At 67.8% G+C, this 16,946-nt stretch carries 15 protein-coding genes; 7 read left to right on the forward strand and 8 right to left on the reverse strand.

All coding sequences use genetic code 11. From position 1 onward, the window contains the following. The first annotated feature begins 158 nt into the window (after positions 1–158). Positions 159–2,210 (forward strand): NAD(+) synthase, encoded by a 2,052-nt coding sequence (locus tag SAZ01S_RS12900; protein WP_084582673.1) that lies wholly within the window; start codon positions 159–161, stop codon positions 2,208–2,210. Positions 2,211–2,216: 6 nt separating this feature from the next. On the opposite strand, the gene SAZ01S_RS12905 is transcribed toward SAZ01S_RS12900, so the two are convergent. From SAZ01S_RS12905 to fdhD, 3 genes are all read right to left on the reverse strand, one after another. Next, positions 2,217–3,818, reverse strand: coding sequence for a response regulator (locus tag SAZ01S_RS12905; protein WP_084582674.1), 1,602 nt, complete (start codon positions 3,816–3,818; stop codon positions 2,217–2,219). A 72-nt stretch (positions 3,819–3,890) separates the two neighbouring features. After that, on the reverse strand, positions 3,891–4,421 hold the full coding sequence (gene mobA, locus SAZ01S_RS12910; RefSeq protein ID WP_084582675.1) for a molybdenum cofactor guanylyltransferase: 531 nt from the start codon (positions 4,419–4,421) through the stop codon (positions 3,891–3,893). Next, positions 4,418–5,167, reverse strand: a complete 750-nt coding sequence (gene fdhD, locus SAZ01S_RS12915; protein ID WP_084582676.1) for a formate dehydrogenase accessory sulfurtransferase FdhD — start codon at positions 5,165–5,167, stop codon at positions 4,418–4,420. The genes mobA and fdhD overlap by 4 nt, the downstream gene beginning before the upstream one ends. Positions 5,168–5,233: 66 nt before the next feature. Here fdhD and SAZ01S_RS12920 point away from each other — a divergent pair, with 66 nt between their 5' ends. After that, positions 5,234–7,495: an FdhF/YdeP family oxidoreductase gene (locus SAZ01S_RS12920; RefSeq protein ID WP_084582677.1), complete on the forward strand. Its 2,262-nt coding sequence runs from the start codon at positions 5,234–5,236 to the stop codon at positions 7,493–7,495. 103 nt (positions 7,496–7,598) lie between these two features. Then, on the forward strand, positions 7,599–9,815 hold the full coding sequence (locus tag SAZ01S_RS12925; RefSeq protein ID WP_084582678.1) for a beta-glucosidase family protein: 2,217 nt from the start codon (positions 7,599–7,601) through the stop codon (positions 9,813–9,815). A gap of 45 nt (positions 9,816–9,860) precedes the next feature. On the opposite strand, the gene SAZ01S_RS12930 is transcribed toward SAZ01S_RS12925, so the two are convergent. From SAZ01S_RS12930 to SAZ01S_RS12940, 3 genes are all read right to left on the reverse strand, one after another. Further along, entirely contained in the window at positions 9,861–10,880 is a 1,020-nt protein-coding gene (locus tag SAZ01S_RS12930; protein WP_084582679.1) for an oxidoreductase, read from the reverse strand. A gap of 93 nt (positions 10,881–10,973) precedes the next feature. Next, positions 10,974–11,459 carry a hypothetical protein gene (locus SAZ01S_RS12935; protein WP_084582680.1) on the reverse strand — a complete coding sequence of 162 codons (486 nt, stop codon included), beginning with the start codon at positions 11,457–11,459 and terminating at the stop codon, positions 10,974–10,976. Further along, positions 11,456–12,340, reverse strand: coding sequence for a GGDEF domain-containing protein (locus SAZ01S_RS12940; RefSeq protein WP_245824827.1), 885 nt, complete (start codon positions 12,338–12,340; stop codon positions 11,456–11,458). Before SAZ01S_RS12940 ends, SAZ01S_RS12935 begins: the two co-directional genes overlap by 4 nt. A gap of 344 nt (positions 12,341–12,684) precedes the next feature. Here SAZ01S_RS12940 and SAZ01S_RS12945 point away from each other — a divergent pair, with 344 nt between their 5' ends. The 4 genes from SAZ01S_RS12945 (at position 12,685) to SAZ01S_RS12960 (ending at position 16,089) form a co-directional block, all read left to right on the forward strand. Further along, positions 12,685–14,145, forward strand: a complete 1,461-nt coding sequence (locus SAZ01S_RS12945; protein WP_084582682.1) for a UxaA family hydrolase — start codon at positions 12,685–12,687, stop codon at positions 14,143–14,145. Positions 14,146–14,272: 127 nt separating this feature from the next. Then, positions 14,273–14,503, forward strand: a complete 231-nt coding sequence (locus tag SAZ01S_RS12950) for a hypothetical protein (protein ID WP_084582683.1) — start codon at positions 14,273–14,275, stop codon at positions 14,501–14,503. Positions 14,504–14,507: 4 nt separating this feature from the next. Beyond that, complete coding sequence (locus SAZ01S_RS12955) at positions 14,508–15,032, forward strand: gamma carbonic anhydrase family protein (RefSeq protein WP_084582684.1); 525 nt, start codon at positions 14,508–14,510, stop codon at positions 15,030–15,032. A gap of 112 nt (positions 15,033–15,144) precedes the next feature. Further along, positions 15,145–16,089 carry an NAD(P)H-dependent flavin oxidoreductase gene (locus tag SAZ01S_RS12960; RefSeq protein WP_084582685.1) on the forward strand — a complete coding sequence of 315 codons (945 nt, stop codon included), beginning with the start codon at positions 15,145–15,147 and terminating at the stop codon, positions 16,087–16,089. 4 nt (positions 16,090–16,093) lie between these two features. Here the strand turns inward: SAZ01S_RS12960 and SAZ01S_RS12965 are convergent, their stop codons facing one another. Continuing rightward, positions 16,094–16,549, reverse strand: coding sequence for a DUF1465 family protein (locus SAZ01S_RS12965; protein WP_084582686.1), 456 nt, complete (start codon positions 16,547–16,549; stop codon positions 16,094–16,096). Between the two features lie 73 nt (positions 16,550–16,622). Beyond that, positions 16,623–16,820, reverse strand: a complete 198-nt coding sequence (locus tag SAZ01S_RS12970) for a YdcH family protein (RefSeq protein ID WP_084582687.1) — start codon at positions 16,818–16,820, stop codon at positions 16,623–16,625. Positions 16,821–16,946: the final 126 nt, after the last annotated feature.

Here is a 16,946-nt window from a genome sequence, read left to right on the forward strand (position 1 = left end):
AGACAACGGGAGCTTCCTCAAGAATCCAACTCCACCCTCGCACGCAAGGCATATGCGATTCCCCTGCCCTGAAGGGGAGGGGCTTATATCCCCCTCCCCCGGATACATCCCGCACCCCTGGGGTTGGCAGGCCATGGTCCCCGGCATAGGACACACGCATGGCCGATCCGCATCCGTTCTTCGCGCTCCACCGCCACGGCATGATCCGCGCGGGTGTCTGCACGCCCGTCGGCACCGTCGCCGATCCCGCCGCCAATGCCCGCGCGACCATCGCGCTGGCGGAAGCGGGCGACGCGGCGGGCGCCGACATCCTGGTGTTCCCCGAACTCAACGTCACCAGCTATGCGATCGACGACCTGCATCTGCAGGACACGATCCTCGCCTCGACCCAGGCGGGTATCGCCGCGATCGTTGAGGCGAGCTGCACCCTGAAACCAGTGCTGCTGGTCGGCGCGGCACTGGCGCGCAACGGCCGCCTTTATAATTGCGCCGTCGCTATCGCACGCGGCCGCATCCTCGGCGTGGTGCCCAAGACCTACCTACCCAACTATCGCGAATATTACGAAAAGCGCTGGTTCGCCTCGGGATCGGGCCTCCGCGATCTCGAGATCACGATCGCCGGCCAGACGGTGCCCTTCGGCCCCGATCTGCTGTTCGCCGCGGAGGACCTCCCCGACTTCGTTTTCCACATCGAGATCTGTGAGGATTACTGGGCGCCGCAGCCTCCGTCGACGGAAGGCGCGATGGCCGGGGCGCTGGTGCTGTGCAACCTCTCTGCCTCGAACATCGTGATCGGCAAGGGCCGCGAGCGCGAGCTGCTCTGCGCCTCGCAGAGCTCACGAACGATTGCGGCCTATCTCTATTCGGCCTCGGGCCCCGGCGAGAGCACCACCGATCTTGCCTGGGACGGCCAGGGGCTGATCTACGAGTTCGGCGAGCAGCTGGCGGCCTCGCAGCGCTTCGAGCTGGCCGATGCGATCACCTATGCCGATCTCGATCTGGAGCGGCTGCGGCTGGAACGGCTGCGCGACGGCACCTTCAACGACAATGCCCGCAACGCCGGCATGCCCGAGACCCGCTTCCGCCGGATCGGCTTCGCGCACCAGCCCGACTTCGCCGATCGCGGCCTGCTCCGCCCGACCCGCCGCTTCCCCTTCGTGCCCAACACGCCGGCGGCGCTGGAGGAGGATTGCTACGAGGCATTCAATATCCAGGTCGAGGGCCTGCGCCAGCGCCTCGCCTCGACCAGGAGCAAATCGCTCGTCATCGGCATTTCGGGTGGGCTCGATTCCACCCATGCGCTGATCGTTGCCGCCAAGGCGATGGACCGGCTCGGCCGCCCCCGCACCGATATCCTAGGCTACACCATGCCCGGCTTCGCGACGAGCGAGGGCACAAAGTCCAACGCCTGGGCGCTGATGCGCGCGATCGGGATCACCGCGGCAGAAATCGACATCCGTCCGGCCGCCCGCCAGATGCTCGCCGATCTCGGCCATCCCTTCGCGCAAGGCGAGCCGGTCTATGACGTCACTTTCGAGAACGTCCAGGCGGGCCTGCGTACCGACTATCTGTTCCGCCTCGCCAACCGCAACAGTGGCTTCGTGCTCGGTACCGGCGACCTGTCCGAGCTGGCGCTCGGCTGGTCGACCTATGGCGTCGGCGACCAGATGAGCCATTACGGCGTCAATGCCGGCGTGCCCAAGACGCTGATCCAGTATCTGATCCGCTGGAGCGTCGAGAGCGGCCAGTTCGATGGCGAGGCGGCCACCGTCCTGCTGTCGATCCTCGATACCGAGATTTCGCCCGAACTTGTCCCCGCCGATGCCGACGGCAAGATGCAGAGCACGCAGGACCGGATCGGCCCGTACGAGCTGCACGACTTCTTCCTGCACCATATCGCCCGCTTCGGGCTCAAGCCGTCCAAGGTCGCATTCCTCGCCTGGCATGCCTGGAAGGATGCCGAAGCGGGTCTGTGGCCGATCGGCTTTCCGGCGGAAGGGCGAAACAGTTACGACCTGGCGACGATCGCCAAGTGGCTGGAGACCTTCCTCTTCCGCTTCTTCCAGATCAGCCAGTTCAAGCGCTCGGCGCTGCCCAACGGCCCTAAGGTATCGGGTGCCGCCGCGCTTAGTCCGCGCGGCGACTGGCGGGCACCTTCGGACAGCGTGGCGACCGCCTGGATCGAGGAGCTACGCGCCGCCCTGCCCTGAACCGGCTCAGCGGCGGGCGACGTCGCGGATCTTGCGCAACAGCTCGTGCGATTCGAACGGCTTGCGCAATACGGTCACATTGGGAGAGGCGATCGCATCGAGCTTGTTGGAGTCGGCGAAACCGGTGATCAGGATCACCGGCAGCTGCGGATCGGTGCCCGCGACCTGGTCCGCGACATCGCTGCCGCTCAGTTCCGGCATCGCGAAATCGACCACCAGCGCGCCGAAGCGCCGGGACTGTACCAGCTGCACGCCCGCCGCGCCGTCGCCGGCTTCCTCCACCACCGCGCCCGCCGCCCGCAGCATCTCGGCAAGCGATGCACGGACATGCGGATCGTCATCGACCAGCGCGATCGTCGCGCCCGCCAGGCTGATCCGCTCGTCCCGCGCGGAATCGTCCTGCGTGTCGCGCCGCGGCTCGAGCGTTGCCAGCGGCAGCAACAGCGTCACCTTGGTGCCCTGCCCCAATTCGCTATCGATCAGCAGCGTGCCGCCCGATTGGCGCATCACCCCGAACGCCATCGACAGGCCCATGCCGGTACCCTTGCCGACGCCCTTGGTGGAAAAGAAAGGATCAACCGCACGCGCCACCACTTCGGGCGGCATTCCTGTACCGGTGTCGGTTACCGTCACCGCCACATAGTCGCCGGCCGGCAGATCCGGTGCGACCTTTCCGCTGCGGCGCTCGGCGGAGATGGTGAGCACGCCACCCTCCGGCATCGCATCGCGCGCGTTGAAGGCGAGGTTGAGGATGGCGAGTTCGAGCTGCAGCGCGTCGGTCTGGACGTTCCACACCGGATCCAGGCGCTCGATCCGCACGCGGCTGAGCGGCGCCACCGCTCGCTCGATCAGCCCGGACATGCCGCCGACCAGCTCCGCCAGTCGAACCGACTTCACGTCGAGCCGCTGCTTGCTGGAAAAGGCGAGCAACTGGCCCGTCAGCTGGCGCCCGCGCTCTACCGCGTCCAAGGCGCTCGACGTCCAGCGGATGACCCGGTCGGCATCGTCCGGCTTGCGCGCGAGCAATTCGAGGTTGCCGGCGATCGCCTGCAGCAGATTGTTGAAATCGTGCGCGATGCCGCCCGTCAATTGCCCCACCGCCTCCAGCTTCTGCGCTTGGAGCAGCGCGGCTTCCACGCTCTCGCGCTGCGCCACTTCGTTCTTCAGCTCGGCGAGCGCGGCATCGCGCTGTTCGACCATGGCAGCGAGTTCGCCGTTGGTCTCCTGCAGCTTCTCGTGCGAGGGCAGCCGCACCAGTGTCGACAGCATGCGCCACAGCAACACCGCCGTTGCCACCGATGCCACCGCGGTGATCAGCTTGATCACCGCCTCCAGCCCGTACAGGGGGGTGAACAGCGTGACGATTCCCATCACATGGGTTGCCCCGCAGGCGAGAATGAAGATCGCGAAGCACCAGAAGATCCAGCCGAACGCCAGGTCGCGCCGGCTGCGCACCAGCGCCACCAGCGCCATCGGAATCGAGAAGTACGACAGCGCTATCAGCGCGTCGGCGACGATATGGGTCCATAGCAGCTGGGGCTGCCACATCAGGCAATAGCCGTGCGGGGAGTAATTGCCGCTCCAGAAGGTTGCAAACAGGCTATGCATCCGTCCCCCTGCCACCGGCTGTCGCCGACAGAAAATTGCACAGGCTCTAGCCCGCGCTAATGCGAATCGAAACTAAGGAAAAAACCCGGTGAGGCCCGAAAGATCGTCGCGGGAGTTGATGTTTGCAATCGATTCGGGCCAATCGATTACATCGGCGCCCGCCTGGGCCGCCCAGGCACGCATCGACGCGCGGCCTCCGCCGGCCAGATAGGCGTCGCACTCCGTCGCCAGTCGGCAATCCCACGAGCCCAGCACCGGCAGCGACCCGACGATGCACGACCCCTCCCTCGCCGCGAGCTCGGCAAGCAGCGGTGCCGGCAGGACGGGCGTGTCGCACGGTGCCACCAGCACGCTGCGACAGCCCCGGGCGGCGCCGGCATGGAGCGCGGCGTTGAGCCCGCCCAACGGGCCCAGCCCCGGCGCCGGCCGATCGGCAATTCCGCCCGCCTCCGGCCGCCCGCACAGGATCACCGCATCGCAATGCGGTGCCAGGGCGGCAGCGACATGGTCGATCAACCGCTGCCCATCGAGCAGCGCCAGTGCCTTGTCCGATCCGAAACGCCGGGCGGCGCCCCCGGCGAGGATTGCCCCAAGCGGCTTCACGGCACCGCCCGCAGCAACGCATCCGGGCGCACCAGCACCACCAGGCGCAGTCCCGCCGCCGCCGCGCGCTCGGCCGCCAGGGCGGTGGGGGCGGAAATCGCCGCGAGCAGCGGACACCCGGCAAGCACGGCCTTCTCGACGAGCTCGAACGAGCAGCGCGCACTGATCAGCGCGAAGCCTTGGTCCCAGCCCAGGCCTTGTCGCGCCATGGCCCCCACCAGCTTGTCGAACGCATTGTGCCGCCCGACATCCTCGCGCACCAGCCGGATCTCGCCGCTCGCCGAACAGAGCGCGGCGGCGTGGGCGGCACCGGTGGCACGATTGAGCGGCTGGTGGTCGCGCAGCGCCGCCGCCGCCCGGAAGATCGCCGCCGATGATGCGCTGCTGGTTGCGGCGACCGGGGGCAGCGGCCGCAGCGCGGCTTCGAGATTGTCGATCCCGCACAACCCGCAGCTCGAATCGGTCGTGCGGTGGCGGACGCGTTCGATCACTGCGGTCGGATCCGCCAGCGTGACGCGCAGGATCATGCCCCGCTCGGCCGCATGACTTTCCACCTCCACCGCTTCCCCCAGCCGCTCAGCCGCCACGAAACCGATCGCGAAATCCTCGAGATCGATCGGCGTCGCCATCATCACGGCGTAGCCCAAGCCGTTGATTTCGATGGCGACGGGCACTTCGGGCACCAGCGGGCGTTGAAGCCGGGTCTCCGACCCGTCGGGCGTCACGCGATCGAACCACCTATCCATCGGTGGAGGATAGGCGGGGCCGCTGGACGGGTATAGGGAAAAGGCGTGAGGTTGAAGGAGTACAGCATGGCCCGGGCGAAAGACGGAACGATCCACTATGCGGGCGCCGAGGGCGGCTGGGGCTCGATGCGCGGCATGGCGCTGGTCGCCGGCGCCGAACGCCCGAGCAAGGACACGCTGAAGACGCTGGCCAAGCAGAACAAGCCTGGCGGCATGATGTGCACCTCCTGCGCCTGGACCAAGCCGGCCAAGCCGCACATGTTCGAATTCTGCGAGAACGGCGCCAAGGCGACCTTATGGGACCTGACCACCCGCCGCGCGACGCCGGAGTTCTTCGCCCAGCACACGCTCACCGAACTGCGCGGCTGGAGCGACTACGACCTGGAACAGGCGGGCCGCCTCACCAACCCGATGCGCTACGATCGCGCGACCGACAAGTACCTGCCCTGCACCTGGGAAGAAGCCTATCAGGCGATCGGCAAGAAGCTCCGCGGCTATGATCCCAAGAGCACGATCTTCTACGCCTCGGGCAAGGCCAGCCTGGAGACCAGCTATGCCTGGGCGCTGTTCGCGCGGCTCTATGGTCACAACAACCTGCCCGACAGCTCGAACATGTGCCACGAGACGACCTCGGTCGCGCTCAAGTCGACGATCGGCGCGCCAGTGGGCACCTGCCTGCTCGAGGATTTCGAGCATTGCGACGCGATCTTCTTCTTCGGCCAGAACACCGGCACCAACAGCCCGCGCTTCATCCACACGCTGACCGCCGCCCGTAAGCGCGGCGCCAGGATCGTCACGTTCAACCCGATCCGCGAAAAGGGCCTGCTGGAGTTCCGCAACCCGCAGAGCCTTCAGATGGTCACTGGCGGCAAGACCAAGATTTCGGAACAATATTATCAGCTCAAGCCCGGCAGCGACATTTCCGCCATGCTCGGCATCGCCAAGCATGTGCTGGCCGAGGAGGATCGCCGCGGCGGCGTGCTCGACCGCGCGTTCATCGCCGAACACACCCATGGCTTCGACGCCTTTGCCGAGAAGGTCCGCAGCACCAGCTGGGAGACGATCGAGGCCGAGACCGGCCTGCCCCGCGCCGACCTGATCGAAGCCGCCGAGGTCTATATCCAGGCCGAGCGCGCGATCGGCATCTGGGGCATGGGGCTCACCCAGCATGTCGGCGGCTATGACAATGTCGCCGGCGTGGTGAACCTGATGCTGCTGCGCGGGAATATCGGCCGGCTGGGCGCCGGCGTCTCGCCAGTGCGCGGCCATTCCAACGTGCAGGGCCAGCGCACCGTCGGCATCTCCGAGAAGCCGGAACTGGTCCCCCTCGACAAGCTCTCCGAGCAGTACGGCTTCCAGCCGCCGCGCGACGAGGGCCACACCACGGTGACCGCCTGCGAAGCGATCGCGAAGGGCGAGATCAACGCCTTCCTGGGTCTCGGCGGCAATTTCCTGCGCGCCGTCCCCGATCACCGCGTGATGGAAAAGGCCTGGACCGGCATGGGCCTCACCGTCCAGATCGCCACGAAGCTCAATCGCGGCCATCTGTTCTGTGGCGAGACGGCATATCTGCTACCGACCCTGGTCCGCTCCGAGCGCGACGTGCGCGACGGCACCCCGCAGGTGGTGACGATGGAAGACAGCCTCAGCTGCATCCATGGCTCGGTCGGCGAGGCCAAGCCCGCCTCCCCGCACCTCCAGCCCGAACTGGCGATTGTCGCCGGCATCGCCGCGGCGACGCTCGACCCCAACCCCAACGTGCCGTGGGACGCCTGGGCGAACGACTATGCGCTGGTCCGCGACGCCATCGAGAAAACCTATCCGGACAAGTTCAAGGACTTCAACCAGCGGCTGTTCACGCCCGGCGGCTTCTTCAAGGGCAACAGCGCGCGCGACCGCAACTGGCAGACCGAAAGCGGCAAGGCCGAATTCACCGTGCCCACCCACCTCAACGCCACCGGCTTCGCCGATACGGACGGCGTCTACCGGCTGATGACGCTGCGCTCGAACGACCAGTTCAACACCACCGTCTATGGTTATTCGGACCGCCTCCGCGGCATCGAGGGCAAGCGCGACGTGCTGCTGATCAGCCCGAAGGAAATGGAACGCGCCGGCCTCACGGAGGGCCAGCGCGTGGCACTGATCGGCGACGATTCGGACGGCGTCGATCGCGTGGTCGCGGGGCTCGAGGTCCTGCCGTTCAACCTGCCCGAGGGCTGCGTCGCCGGCTATTATCCGGAACTCAACCCATTGATCGCGCTCAGCCACCACGACGGCGCCTCGAAGACGCCGGCAGCCAAATCGGTGCCGGTGCGCATCCGCATCTGATACACACAGGCTTTGCAATCACGCGGCCGCCGGCTCTTGTCGGCGGCCGCGCTTGTGCTAGGCAGCGGACAACGTTGACAAACGATCCGGGAGGAGAGGACGTATGAAACGAGTGAACTTGAAGTTTGCCGCGCCGCTGCTGGCGCTGGCGGCCACGGCGGCGATCACGGCACCCGGCTGCGCGCAGCAGGTGCAGCACCCGTGGAGCAACGCGAAGCTCGCGCCCGATGCGCGCGCCAGGCTGATCCTCGCCCAGATGACCGAGGACGAGAAGCTGACGCTCGTGTTCGGTCTGTTCGGCACGGATTTCGGACCGAAGAATTTCAAGACGCCCGCAGCCGCGCGCCCCGGCTCGGCTGGTTATATCCCCGGCATCCCGCGCCTCGGCATTCCCGCCCAGTGGCAGACCGACGCGGGCGTCGGCGTCGCGACCCAGGGCGGTGCCGAGCGCAAGCGCGGCCGCACCTCGCTGCCCTCGGGCATCGCCACCGCGGCGACCTGGGATCCCATGCTCGCCTTCAAGGGCGGCGCGATGATCGGTGCCGAGGCGCGCGCCTCGGGCTTCAACGTGCTGCTCGCCGGTGGCGTCAACCTGCTGCGCGAGCCGCGCAACGGCCGCAACTTCGAATATGGCGGCGAGGATCCGCTGCTCGCCGGCACGATGGTCGGCGCGCAGATCGCCGGCATCCAGTCGAACCACATCATCTCCACGGTGAAGCATTATGCGATCAACGATCAGGAAACCGATCGCTTCAAGATGAACGCGGTGCTCGATCGCACGGCCGCGCGGATGAGCGACCTGCTCGCCTTCAACTTCGCGATCGAGAAGGGCACCCCCGGTTCGGTGATGTGCAGCTACAACAAGGTCGACGGGCTCTATGCCTGCGAGCAGCCCTGGTTGCTGACCGACGTGCTGCGCCGGGACTGGGGTTGGCAGGGCTATGTGATGTCGGACTGGGGCGCCACCCATTCCACCGTCGCCGCGGCCAATGCCGGGCTCGAGCAGGAATCGGGCTGGCCGTTCGACGAGCAACCCTATTTCCGCGAGCCGCTCAAGGCCGCGATCGCCAAGGGCGAGGTGAGCAAGGCGCGGCTCGACGAGATGGCGCACCGCATCCTCCGCTCGATGTTCGCGCACGGCCTGTTCGATCATCCGATCACGGACGCCCCGCTCGACCTGGCGCCGGCGATGCTCAAGGCGCATGCGGACGTGACCCGCGCCGATGCCGAGGCGGCGATCGTGCTCCTCCAGAACAAGGGCGACGTGCTGCCGCTCGCGGCCACCGCCCGACGCATCGTCGTGATCGGCGGCCATGCCGACAAGGGCGTGCTGGCAGGGGGCGGATCCTCGCTGGTCTATCCGGTCGGCGGCAATGCCGTGCCTGGCACCGAACCGAAGGTCTGGCCAGGGCCGATCATGTACCACCCCTCCTCGCCGCTGGAGGCGCTGCGCCGCCAGTTGCCGGGCGCACAGATCACCTATCTCGACGGCAGCGATCCCGCCGCCGCCGCCGCGGCTGCCAAGCAGGCCGATGTCGCGGTCGTCTTCGCCACCCAATGGGCCGGCGAATCGTTCGACGTGTCGCTGAGCCTCGCCGACAACCAGGACGCGCTGATCGACGCGGTCGCCGGCGCCAACGCCAAGACGGTGGTGGTGCTGGAAACCGGCGGCCCGGTGCTCACCCCCTGGGCCGACAAGACCGCGGCGATCCTTGAGGCCTGGTATCCCGGCACGGCAGGTGGTGAGGCCATCGCCAATGTGCTGACCGGCAAGGTGAACCCCTCGGGCCACCTGCCCGCCAGCTTCCCGCGCAGCGTCTCGCAGCTACCCAAGCCGAGCACGCCCAACGAGGGCGAGACGCGCTATGCCGAAGGCGCGGCGGTCGGCTACAAATGGTATGACGCGAAGGGCGACAAGCCGCAGTTCGCCTTCGGCCATGGCCTGTCCTACACGCGCTTCGCCTATGCCGGGCTCAAGGCCGGCGCGCCCAAGGGCCAGGTGACGGTGAGCTTCACCCTGCGCAACACCGGCACGCGCACGGGCGCGGACGTCGCGCAGGTCTATGTCTCGGGCGCAGGCTGGGAGGCGCCGAAGCGGCTGGGCGCCTTCCAGAAGGTGACGCTGGCGCCGGGCGCGTCGAAGACCGTCTCGGTCACCGTCGATCCGCGCCTGCTGGCAGTGTTCGACGGCGCGGCGAACCGCTGGAAGATCGCCGGCGGCAGCTACAAGGTGCTGCTCGGCCAGTCGGCGGAGAACATCGTCGCGACCACGACCGTCACGGTGCCGGCGCGCACCCTGCCGGTGAGCTGGCACCCCTGATCCGGCGCTCCCCGCGCGCCTTGCCGGGCGTGCGGGGAACCCGTTTCAGGCAAGCACGATACGACGCCCCTCGGCCGCGCTCTGCCGCGCCGCTTCGATCAACTTCAGCCCCGCCAGCGCGTCGGTCGCCGCCACCGGCGCGGGTGCTCCCTCGCGAAGGGCAGCAGCCACGCCCGCATAGAAGCGCCGATACTCGCCCCGCTCGGACGCGATCGTCTCCAGGCTGCCGTCCGGCAGCGTCAGCACGCCATGCTGGCGCGGATTCTCGATACCGTGGGCTGGGTCCTGCACCGATCCGCCCGCGCGCATCGCCGCTTCCTGCGGGTCCAGACCGAACTTCACGAAGCTGCCGCCACGTCCGTGGAGCGCGAAGCGCGGTCGCGGTGCGGCAATCATTCGGGAGCTTGCCAGCACCACCCGGCGGGCGCCGTAGAACAGCGTGAGCGTGAAGTAATCGTCGACGGGGCTGTTGCCGCGCTGGCTGGCAAGATCGCCGCTGACCGCCTCCGGCATGCCGAACAGCACCAGCGCCTGGTCGATCATGTGCGGACCCAGGTCGAGCAATTGCCCTGCCCCCTCGGCCTCCTTCCACGCCTGCGACAGCTCGGGCCGGAAGCGGTCCCAATGCGCCTCGAACAGCAGCACCTCGCCCAGCCGTCCGCTGTCGACCAGCGCCTGCACCGTCAGGAAGTCGCTGTCCCATCGCCGATTGTGGAACGGCACCAGCAACCGGCCCTGGGCCTTCGCCAGGGCGATCAGCGTCTCGGCGTCGTTGGCGTCGGGCGTCAGCGGCTTGTCGATCACGACATGCTTGCCCGCCGCCAGTGCGGCCTCGGCGAGCGGGAAATGGGTGGGATTGGGCGTGGAGATGACGATTAGCTCGATCGCAGGATCGGCGATCAGCGCCTCCGCGCTGGTTGCCGGTACCCCGGGATAGGCCGCCGCGACCGCCTCGCTGCGGGACGTGGCAATCGCGGCCAGTTCGAGCCCGTCCACCGCCGCGATCAGCGGTGCGTGGAAGGCGGTGCCGCCAAGACCGAAGCCGATCAGGCCGGTGCGGATCATGCAGTTCTCCCTTGCCGAATACCCGCCCCGCCTAGCGGCGGCGGCGGCGGTTTCCAAGCAAGCTCCCGCGAGACAAGGGAAAATACGCGCGGTTCAGCCCAGATGCGGCGGCGCGCCGATCCGTTCCGCCACCATGCCGGCCAGGCGGCGCAACTGCGCGCGCTGGCGGAACGAGGCTGGCCCGCGCGGCTGCACATCCATGCCGCAGAGCACGCCCAGCGGAGCCAGCGCGCCCGGCACGATCGTGCCGGTATAGTGGCGCAGGTGCGGACTGGCGGCGACCAGCGGATGGGCGCGAAGGCGCGGATCCGCGCGGAGGTCGGGCACGCTCAGCACGCCTTCGAGCATGGCGAAGGTCTCGGCCGCCCCGAGGATCGACGGCGGCAGCGCCGCGAGCGCGATCCCGGTCGCGCACACCGCGCGCGCACCCGTGCCCTGCCGCAAAGCGAGGATCGCGATGGGCGTTCGCAAGATGGCGCAAACCTCCGCCAGCACGCCATCCACCGCTGCATCTTCGGCAAGCGCACGCCCCGCATCGCGCCCCACCCGGAAGGCATCGGAGAAGAAATGGAGCGTCATGCCGCGTGCTGCAGCGCCTCGCCGACGTCGCAGGCGAAGCGGACCGCGTTCTTGCCGTTGTGCTTCACGTGCAGCAGCGCCTGGTCGGCGAGCCGTAATGCCCGGTCGGTATCCATCGCGGCGGCGGCATCGAGCACCACCGCACCCATGCTGCACGTCACTGGATAGCCGGTGGCCTGCAGCGCCTCGCGCAGCCGCACATGGAGGCTGTCGGCCACCTGCTCGGGCTCGGCATCGCTGTCGATCGCGACGAGCGCGCAGAACTCGTCGCCGCCCAGCCGGGCGAACAGGTCGCCGGTGCGCAGCCGCGCCCGCGCCTCGTCGGCAAAGCGGCGCAGCACCAGATCGCCGGCGGCGTGGCCATGGCGATCGTTGACCGCCTTGAACCCGTCCAGGTCCATGTAGATCAGCAGCATCGGATTGCGGCGCCGGCGGCCGCGCGCGACCTGCTCGATCCGGGCGCGAAACGCACTGCCGTTGAGCGACCGGGTAAGATGATCGGTGGACGCGCGCCACCGCTCGCGATCAATCGAGTGGCGCAGCGTCGCCACCATCAGCACGATCATGATCGCCGACAAGGCACGCGTCGTGGTGTTCCACAGCGCCACCATCGGCGTCAGCTCGTGATGCTCGATCATCGGCGGCACGCCGAAACCGTTGATCAGCGAGCTGATCGCGACGGTGAGCGTCACCACGCAGATGCCGGCGCGCTCGCGCAGCGTCCAGGCTGCGAGGCAGTCGGCGAACAGGTAGGCGATCGACATCGAAACCGTCGGCCCGGTCACCAGATCCGCCACGCTTGCGACCAGCAGGGCCAGAGCGACGACGCCCATCGCCTGCCAGCGATCCAGTTGCATAGACCACAAGAAGCTGCGCATCATCGCTCTGATCAAGGCCGATTGCGGCGGCGGTGCCTTCACGCGATTCCCCCTGGTTGGACGCCCCCGGTCCAACGACCTAGCATAGCGGAAACATAACCGATCCCAGGTCGCCGCTCCGGAAACTACAGGGTGCGATCACCGGGCCCGAAGCCAACAGCGCCAGCACTGTCGGTACGCCGCTGGCGGCGGGCATATCGTTTGCAGAAATAGCAAAGGTCAAGACCTTGGCGCATACTGCAATAGGCAAGCCGACGCTTTACCCTTGCACCGCAGGCGACACGGCGTAGTTTTCAGGCGTTCCCGGCGCGCAGCGACTGCGCCGCCGCCAACCATGATCGGACCCCATGCTACCTGCCCTGTTCCAGATCGACCCGCGCGATCCCGTCGCGACGGCCCTCCGCGACATCGACGCCGGAGAAAGCGCGTTGGGCGTCGTCGTGGCCCAGCCTATCCCCAAGGGCCACAAGGTCGCGCTGCAACCGATCGTCGCGGGCGCACCGGTGCACAAGTTCGGCTTTCCCATCGGCCGCGCGACCCAGCCCATCGCGCCGGGGGAGCATGTCCACACCCACAATGTCGCCACCGCGCTCGAAACCAGCGGCAGCTACGCCTATCAACCGGCACTCGAGGCCGTGCCTGGCAGCGAAGGGCCGAGCTTCCTCGGCTATCGGCGCAGCGACGGCCGGGTCGGCACACGCAACGAAATCTGGATCCTGCCGACGGTCGGCTGCGTCGGCCGCACGGCCGAGAAGATCGCCGAACGCGCCGCCCAGCGCTTCGCTGGCCGCGTCGATGGCATCCATGCCTTCGCGCATCCGTTCGGCTGCTCGCAACTCGGCGACGACCTGGCGGGCACCCGCGCGATCCTGACCGCCTTGGCCAATCACCCCAATGCCGGCGGCGTGCTGCTGGTCGGGCTGGGGTGCGAGTCGAACCAACTGCGCGGGATGTTGCCGGGCGTCCACCAGACCAACCTCCGCAGCATCGGCGCGCAGGCCGCTGGCGACGAGATCGAAGAGGGCGTTGCGCTGATCGAAGAACTGATCGTGCAGGCGGAACAGTCCGTACGAACCGCCGCGCCGCTTGCCGACCTGGTGCTGGGCGTCAAATGTGGTGGCTCCGACGGGTTCTCGGGATTGACCGCCAATCCTCTGGTCGGCCGGATGAGCGACGCGGTCACTGCGGCGAGCGGCACCGCGATCCTGACCGAGATTCCCGAGATCTTCGGCGCCGAGCAGCTGCTGATGGCCCGCGCCGAATCCGAGCCGGTGTTCGAACGGATCGTCAGCCTGGTGAATGGCTTCAAGGCCTATTTCACCCGCCACGGCGAGCCGGTGTCGGAGAATCCCTCGCCCGGCAACCTCGCGGGCGGCATCACGACACTCGAAGAGAAGTCGCTGGGCGCCGTGCAGAAGGCGGGACACGCCACCGTTACCGACGTACTCGGCTATGGCGAGCGCGTCCGTCGTCGGGGGCTGACCCTGCTCGAGGCACCGGGGAACGATGCCGTTTCCTCCACCGCGCTTGCCGCCGCCGGCGCCACGGTGATCCTGTTCACCACCGGCCGTGGCACGCCGCTCGGCTTCCCGGTACCGACGATCAAGATCGCCTCGAACAGCGACCTCGCCGCCCGCAAGCCGGGCTGGATCGATTTCGACGCCGGGCAGGTGCTCGCCGAGGGCATGGACGCCGCGGCGGCGACGCTGCTCGACCGGATCGTGGCGATCGCTTCCGGCACGCCAACGGCCGCCGAACGCAATGGCGAGCGGGAAATCGCGATCTGGAAACGCGGCGTTACGCTCTGACACGGGATTTGTTCCCGATAAAATGCGGCGAATGCATGCTGCGTCGCGGCGATCCGCAATTCCCCTGGATTGCTGCTGCAAGCTGAACGGGTTAGCCCTGAACGCGAGCAGAGATCGGGTGGAAGCAATGGCTGAATTCTTCGTGTTCATGTACGCAATGGCCGCCGGCTTCGTGCTGCTGACGATGCAGCGCAATCGCCGCGAGCAGCGCGCCGACGCCCCGATCGTGACGCTGGTCGGCTGGGGTCTGTTCTCGCTCTCCTCGACGCTGGCACTGCTGCTCGGCGCCGTCGCGCTGGCGCTGGCGCTCGGCCTGCACATGCCGCTGCCCGCCGGCTTCGAGAGCTTCACGCTGTAAGCACATGCCGCGCTACGCATTCGGGGGGAAGGCGCCGCACGTCGCCGCTGATGCATGGATCGCGCCGAGCGCCGAGCTGATCGCCGATGTGCAGATCGGCAGCCGCGCGAGCGTGTGGTTCGGTGCCGTAATTCGCGCTGACAATACGCCGATCGTCATCGGCGCGCGTAGCAATATCCAGGAAGGCGCGATCCTCCATTCCGATCCTGGAGCCCCGCTGACGATCGGCGACGAGGTGACGGTCGGCCATCACGCCGTGCTGCACGGCTGCACGATCGGCGACGGCACGCTGATCGGCATGGGAGCGATCGTGCTCAACCGCGCGATCATCGGCGCGGAATGCCTGGTCGGCGCGGGCGCGCTGATCACCGAGGGCAAGGAATTCCCCGACGGCCATCTGATCGTTGGCAGCCCTGCGCGTGCCGTGCGCCCGTTAGATGATAACCAGCGGGCGATGTTGCGCGCCAGCGCCGCGCTCTACGCCGCCAAGCAGCGCGACTATGCCCAAGGGCTGGTCCGAATCGACTGAGTCGCGGGTTTTCGGATACGCGTTCCACCGGTCGCCACCGCGGGCAGCACCATGCCGTAGCGTCGCCGGGGCCTGCCTAGACAGGCTTCGTGGCTGCGGTATCACTTGGGCCATGGCGCTACCGGCACTCTTCGATCGTCTGCGGCTTCCCGTCATCGGCTCGCCGCTGTTCATCATCTCCTGTCCCGAACTGGTCATCGCCCAGTGCAAGGCCGGGATCGTCGGCTCCTTTCCCGCGCTCAACGCGCGGCCGCAGAGCCAGCTCGACGAGTGGCTGCACCAGATCACCGAGGAACTCGCCGCCTGGGACCGCGACCATCCGGACAGCCCGGCGGCACCCTATGCGGTCAACCAGATCGTCCATCGCTCCAATCCGCGGCTTGAGGAGGATGTCGCCACCTGCGCCAAGTGGAAGGTGCCGATCGTCATAACCTCGCTCGGCGCACGGCCCGAACTGAACGACGCCGTGCACGGCTGGGGCGGCATCACGCTTCACGACGTGATCGACGATCGCTTCGCCCATAAGGCGGTCGAAAAGGGCGCCGATGGCCTGATCCTCGTCGCCGCAGGCGCGGGCGGCCATGCCGGGCGGCTGAGCCCCTTTGCGCTCGTCCAGGAAGTACGCGCGTGGTTCGATGGTCCGATCGCCCTGTCGGGCGCGATCGCCACCGGCGGCGCGATCCTGGCCGCGCAGGCGATGGGCGCCGACCTCGCCTATATCGGCTCCCCCTTCATCGCCACCGAGGAAGCCAATGCCGTCCAGGCGTACAAGCAGGCGATCGTGGATGGCCGGGCGGAGGACATCGTCTATTCGAACCTGTTCACGGGTGTACACGGCAATTACCTGCGCACCTCGATCGTCAATGCCGGGCTCGATCCGGACCATCTGCCCGAGAGCGACCCGAGCGCGATGAACTTCGGCGGGGCCAAGGCGTGGAAGGATATCTGGGGATCGGGCCAAGGAATCGGCGCGGTGCACGCCATCGAACCGGCCGCTGCGCGCATTGATCGACTGCGCGCGGAATATGCCGCCGCCCGCGCACGCCTGGCGCTCTAGAGGCTCAGAAGGCCCCGGCGAGCCGATCGAGCATCCGACGGGCCGGGCTGGGCACCGCCGAAACGTCGAAGGCGGAGTCGAGCCGCGCCACGCGACGATACAGGTCCATGCTGGCCTGGACGATGGCGACCGCCTGCATCGGCATGTCGGCCAGCACGGCGGCGTCGGTCTCGGGCGCCGGGCCCAGCCTACGGCTTGGCGTACGCGCGTCATCGGGCTGCAATTCCCCGCTATCGACCGCCCGCTGGGTGAGCAGCCAGGCAATGACGTGCATCAGCCGCGTCGTCACCTTGAGCGACTCGCACGAAAAGGCGACCCGGCTGAGCGCCGCCAGCGCATCGCGCTCGTCGCGGCCGAGTTGGTCGAAATAGCCGCGGGCTTCGTCGGCCAGCACCATCGCCTCGACATAGAGCGAGTCGACCAGTCGGCGATGGATGGTGATGGCGTCCTGGCCCTTCATACGCACACCGCTGCCACAGGAGGTTGCCCGCCGAAAAGCCCCAAGCGTGCTGCACTGCACCATTGCGGGGCGATCATGCGATAATGTCCGGGATCAGCTGGTCTTCAAGCACCGCAACCTCGTCGCGCAGCTTCAGCTTTCGCTTCTTCAACCGCGCGATCTGCAACTGGTCGCCGGTTCCGGAGTCGACCAGCGCGGCAATGGCGGCATCGAGGTCGCGGTGCTCGGCGCGCAACGCCTCCAGCCGCCGCCGGATCTCGCCGTCTTCCATTCCCTGCCCCCCATGCGACCGACTCACCGGGATTCGCCCCCGGCCTGCAAACCATCGCGGCTTTTCCGCCGTCTGTCGATCAGTGATGATTCTGCACGCGACAACCGGCGCGAAACGTGATGTAGT

Origin of the sequence: Sphingomonas azotifigens NBRC 15497 (assembly GCF_002091475.1) — a bacterium.
Lineage (GTDB): Bacteria > Pseudomonadota > Alphaproteobacteria > Sphingomonadales > Sphingomonadaceae > Sphingomonas > Sphingomonas azotifigens.

What these genes read in the sequence shown, in the direction of transcription:
- SAZ01S_RS12930 (WP_084582679.1), bottom strand. Translation starts at nt 10,880, where the DNA reads ATGATCCGCACCGGCCTGATCGGCTTCGGTCTTGGCGGCACCGCCTTC.
- SAZ01S_RS12960 (WP_084582685.1), top strand. Translation starts at nt 15,145, where the DNA reads ATGGCGCTACCGGCACTCTTCGATCGTCTGCGGCTTCCCGTCATCGGC.
- SAZ01S_RS12905 (WP_084582674.1), bottom strand. Translation starts at nt 3,818, where the DNA reads ATGCATAGCCTGTTTGCAACCTTCTGGAGCGGCAATTACTCCCCGCAC.
- fdhD (WP_084582676.1), bottom strand. Translation starts at nt 5,167, where the DNA reads ATGGATAGGTGGTTCGATCGCGTGACGCCCGACGGGTCGGAGACCCGG.
- SAZ01S_RS12945 (WP_084582682.1), top strand. Translation starts at nt 12,685, where the DNA reads ATGCTACCTGCCCTGTTCCAGATCGACCCGCGCGATCCCGTCGCGACG.
- SAZ01S_RS12900 (WP_084582673.1), top strand. Translation starts at nt 159, where the DNA reads ATGGCCGATCCGCATCCGTTCTTCGCGCTCCACCGCCACGGCATGATC.
- SAZ01S_RS12950 (WP_084582683.1), top strand. Translation starts at nt 14,273, where the DNA reads ATGGCTGAATTCTTCGTGTTCATGTACGCAATGGCCGCCGGCTTCGTG.
- SAZ01S_RS12935 (WP_084582680.1), bottom strand. Translation starts at nt 11,459, where the DNA reads ATGACGCTCCATTTCTTCTCCGATGCCTTCCGGGTGGGGCGCGATGCG.
- SAZ01S_RS12965 (WP_084582686.1), bottom strand. Translation starts at nt 16,549, where the DNA reads ATGAAGGGCCAGGACGCCATCACCATCCATCGCCGACTGGTCGACTCG.
- SAZ01S_RS12940 (WP_245824827.1), bottom strand. Translation starts at nt 12,340, where the DNA reads ATGATGCGCAGCTTCTTGTGGTCTATGCAACTGGATCGCTGGCAGGCG.
- SAZ01S_RS12920 (WP_084582677.1), top strand. Translation starts at nt 5,234, where the DNA reads ATGGCCCGGGCGAAAGACGGAACGATCCACTATGCGGGCGCCGAGGGC.
- SAZ01S_RS12925 (WP_084582678.1), top strand. Translation starts at nt 7,599, where the DNA reads ATGAAACGAGTGAACTTGAAGTTTGCCGCGCCGCTGCTGGCGCTGGCG.
- SAZ01S_RS12955 (WP_084582684.1), top strand. Translation starts at nt 14,508, where the DNA reads ATGCCGCGCTACGCATTCGGGGGGAAGGCGCCGCACGTCGCCGCTGAT.
- SAZ01S_RS12970 (WP_084582687.1), bottom strand. Translation starts at nt 16,820, where the DNA reads ATGGAAGACGGCGAGATCCGGCGGCGGCTGGAGGCGTTGCGCGCCGAG.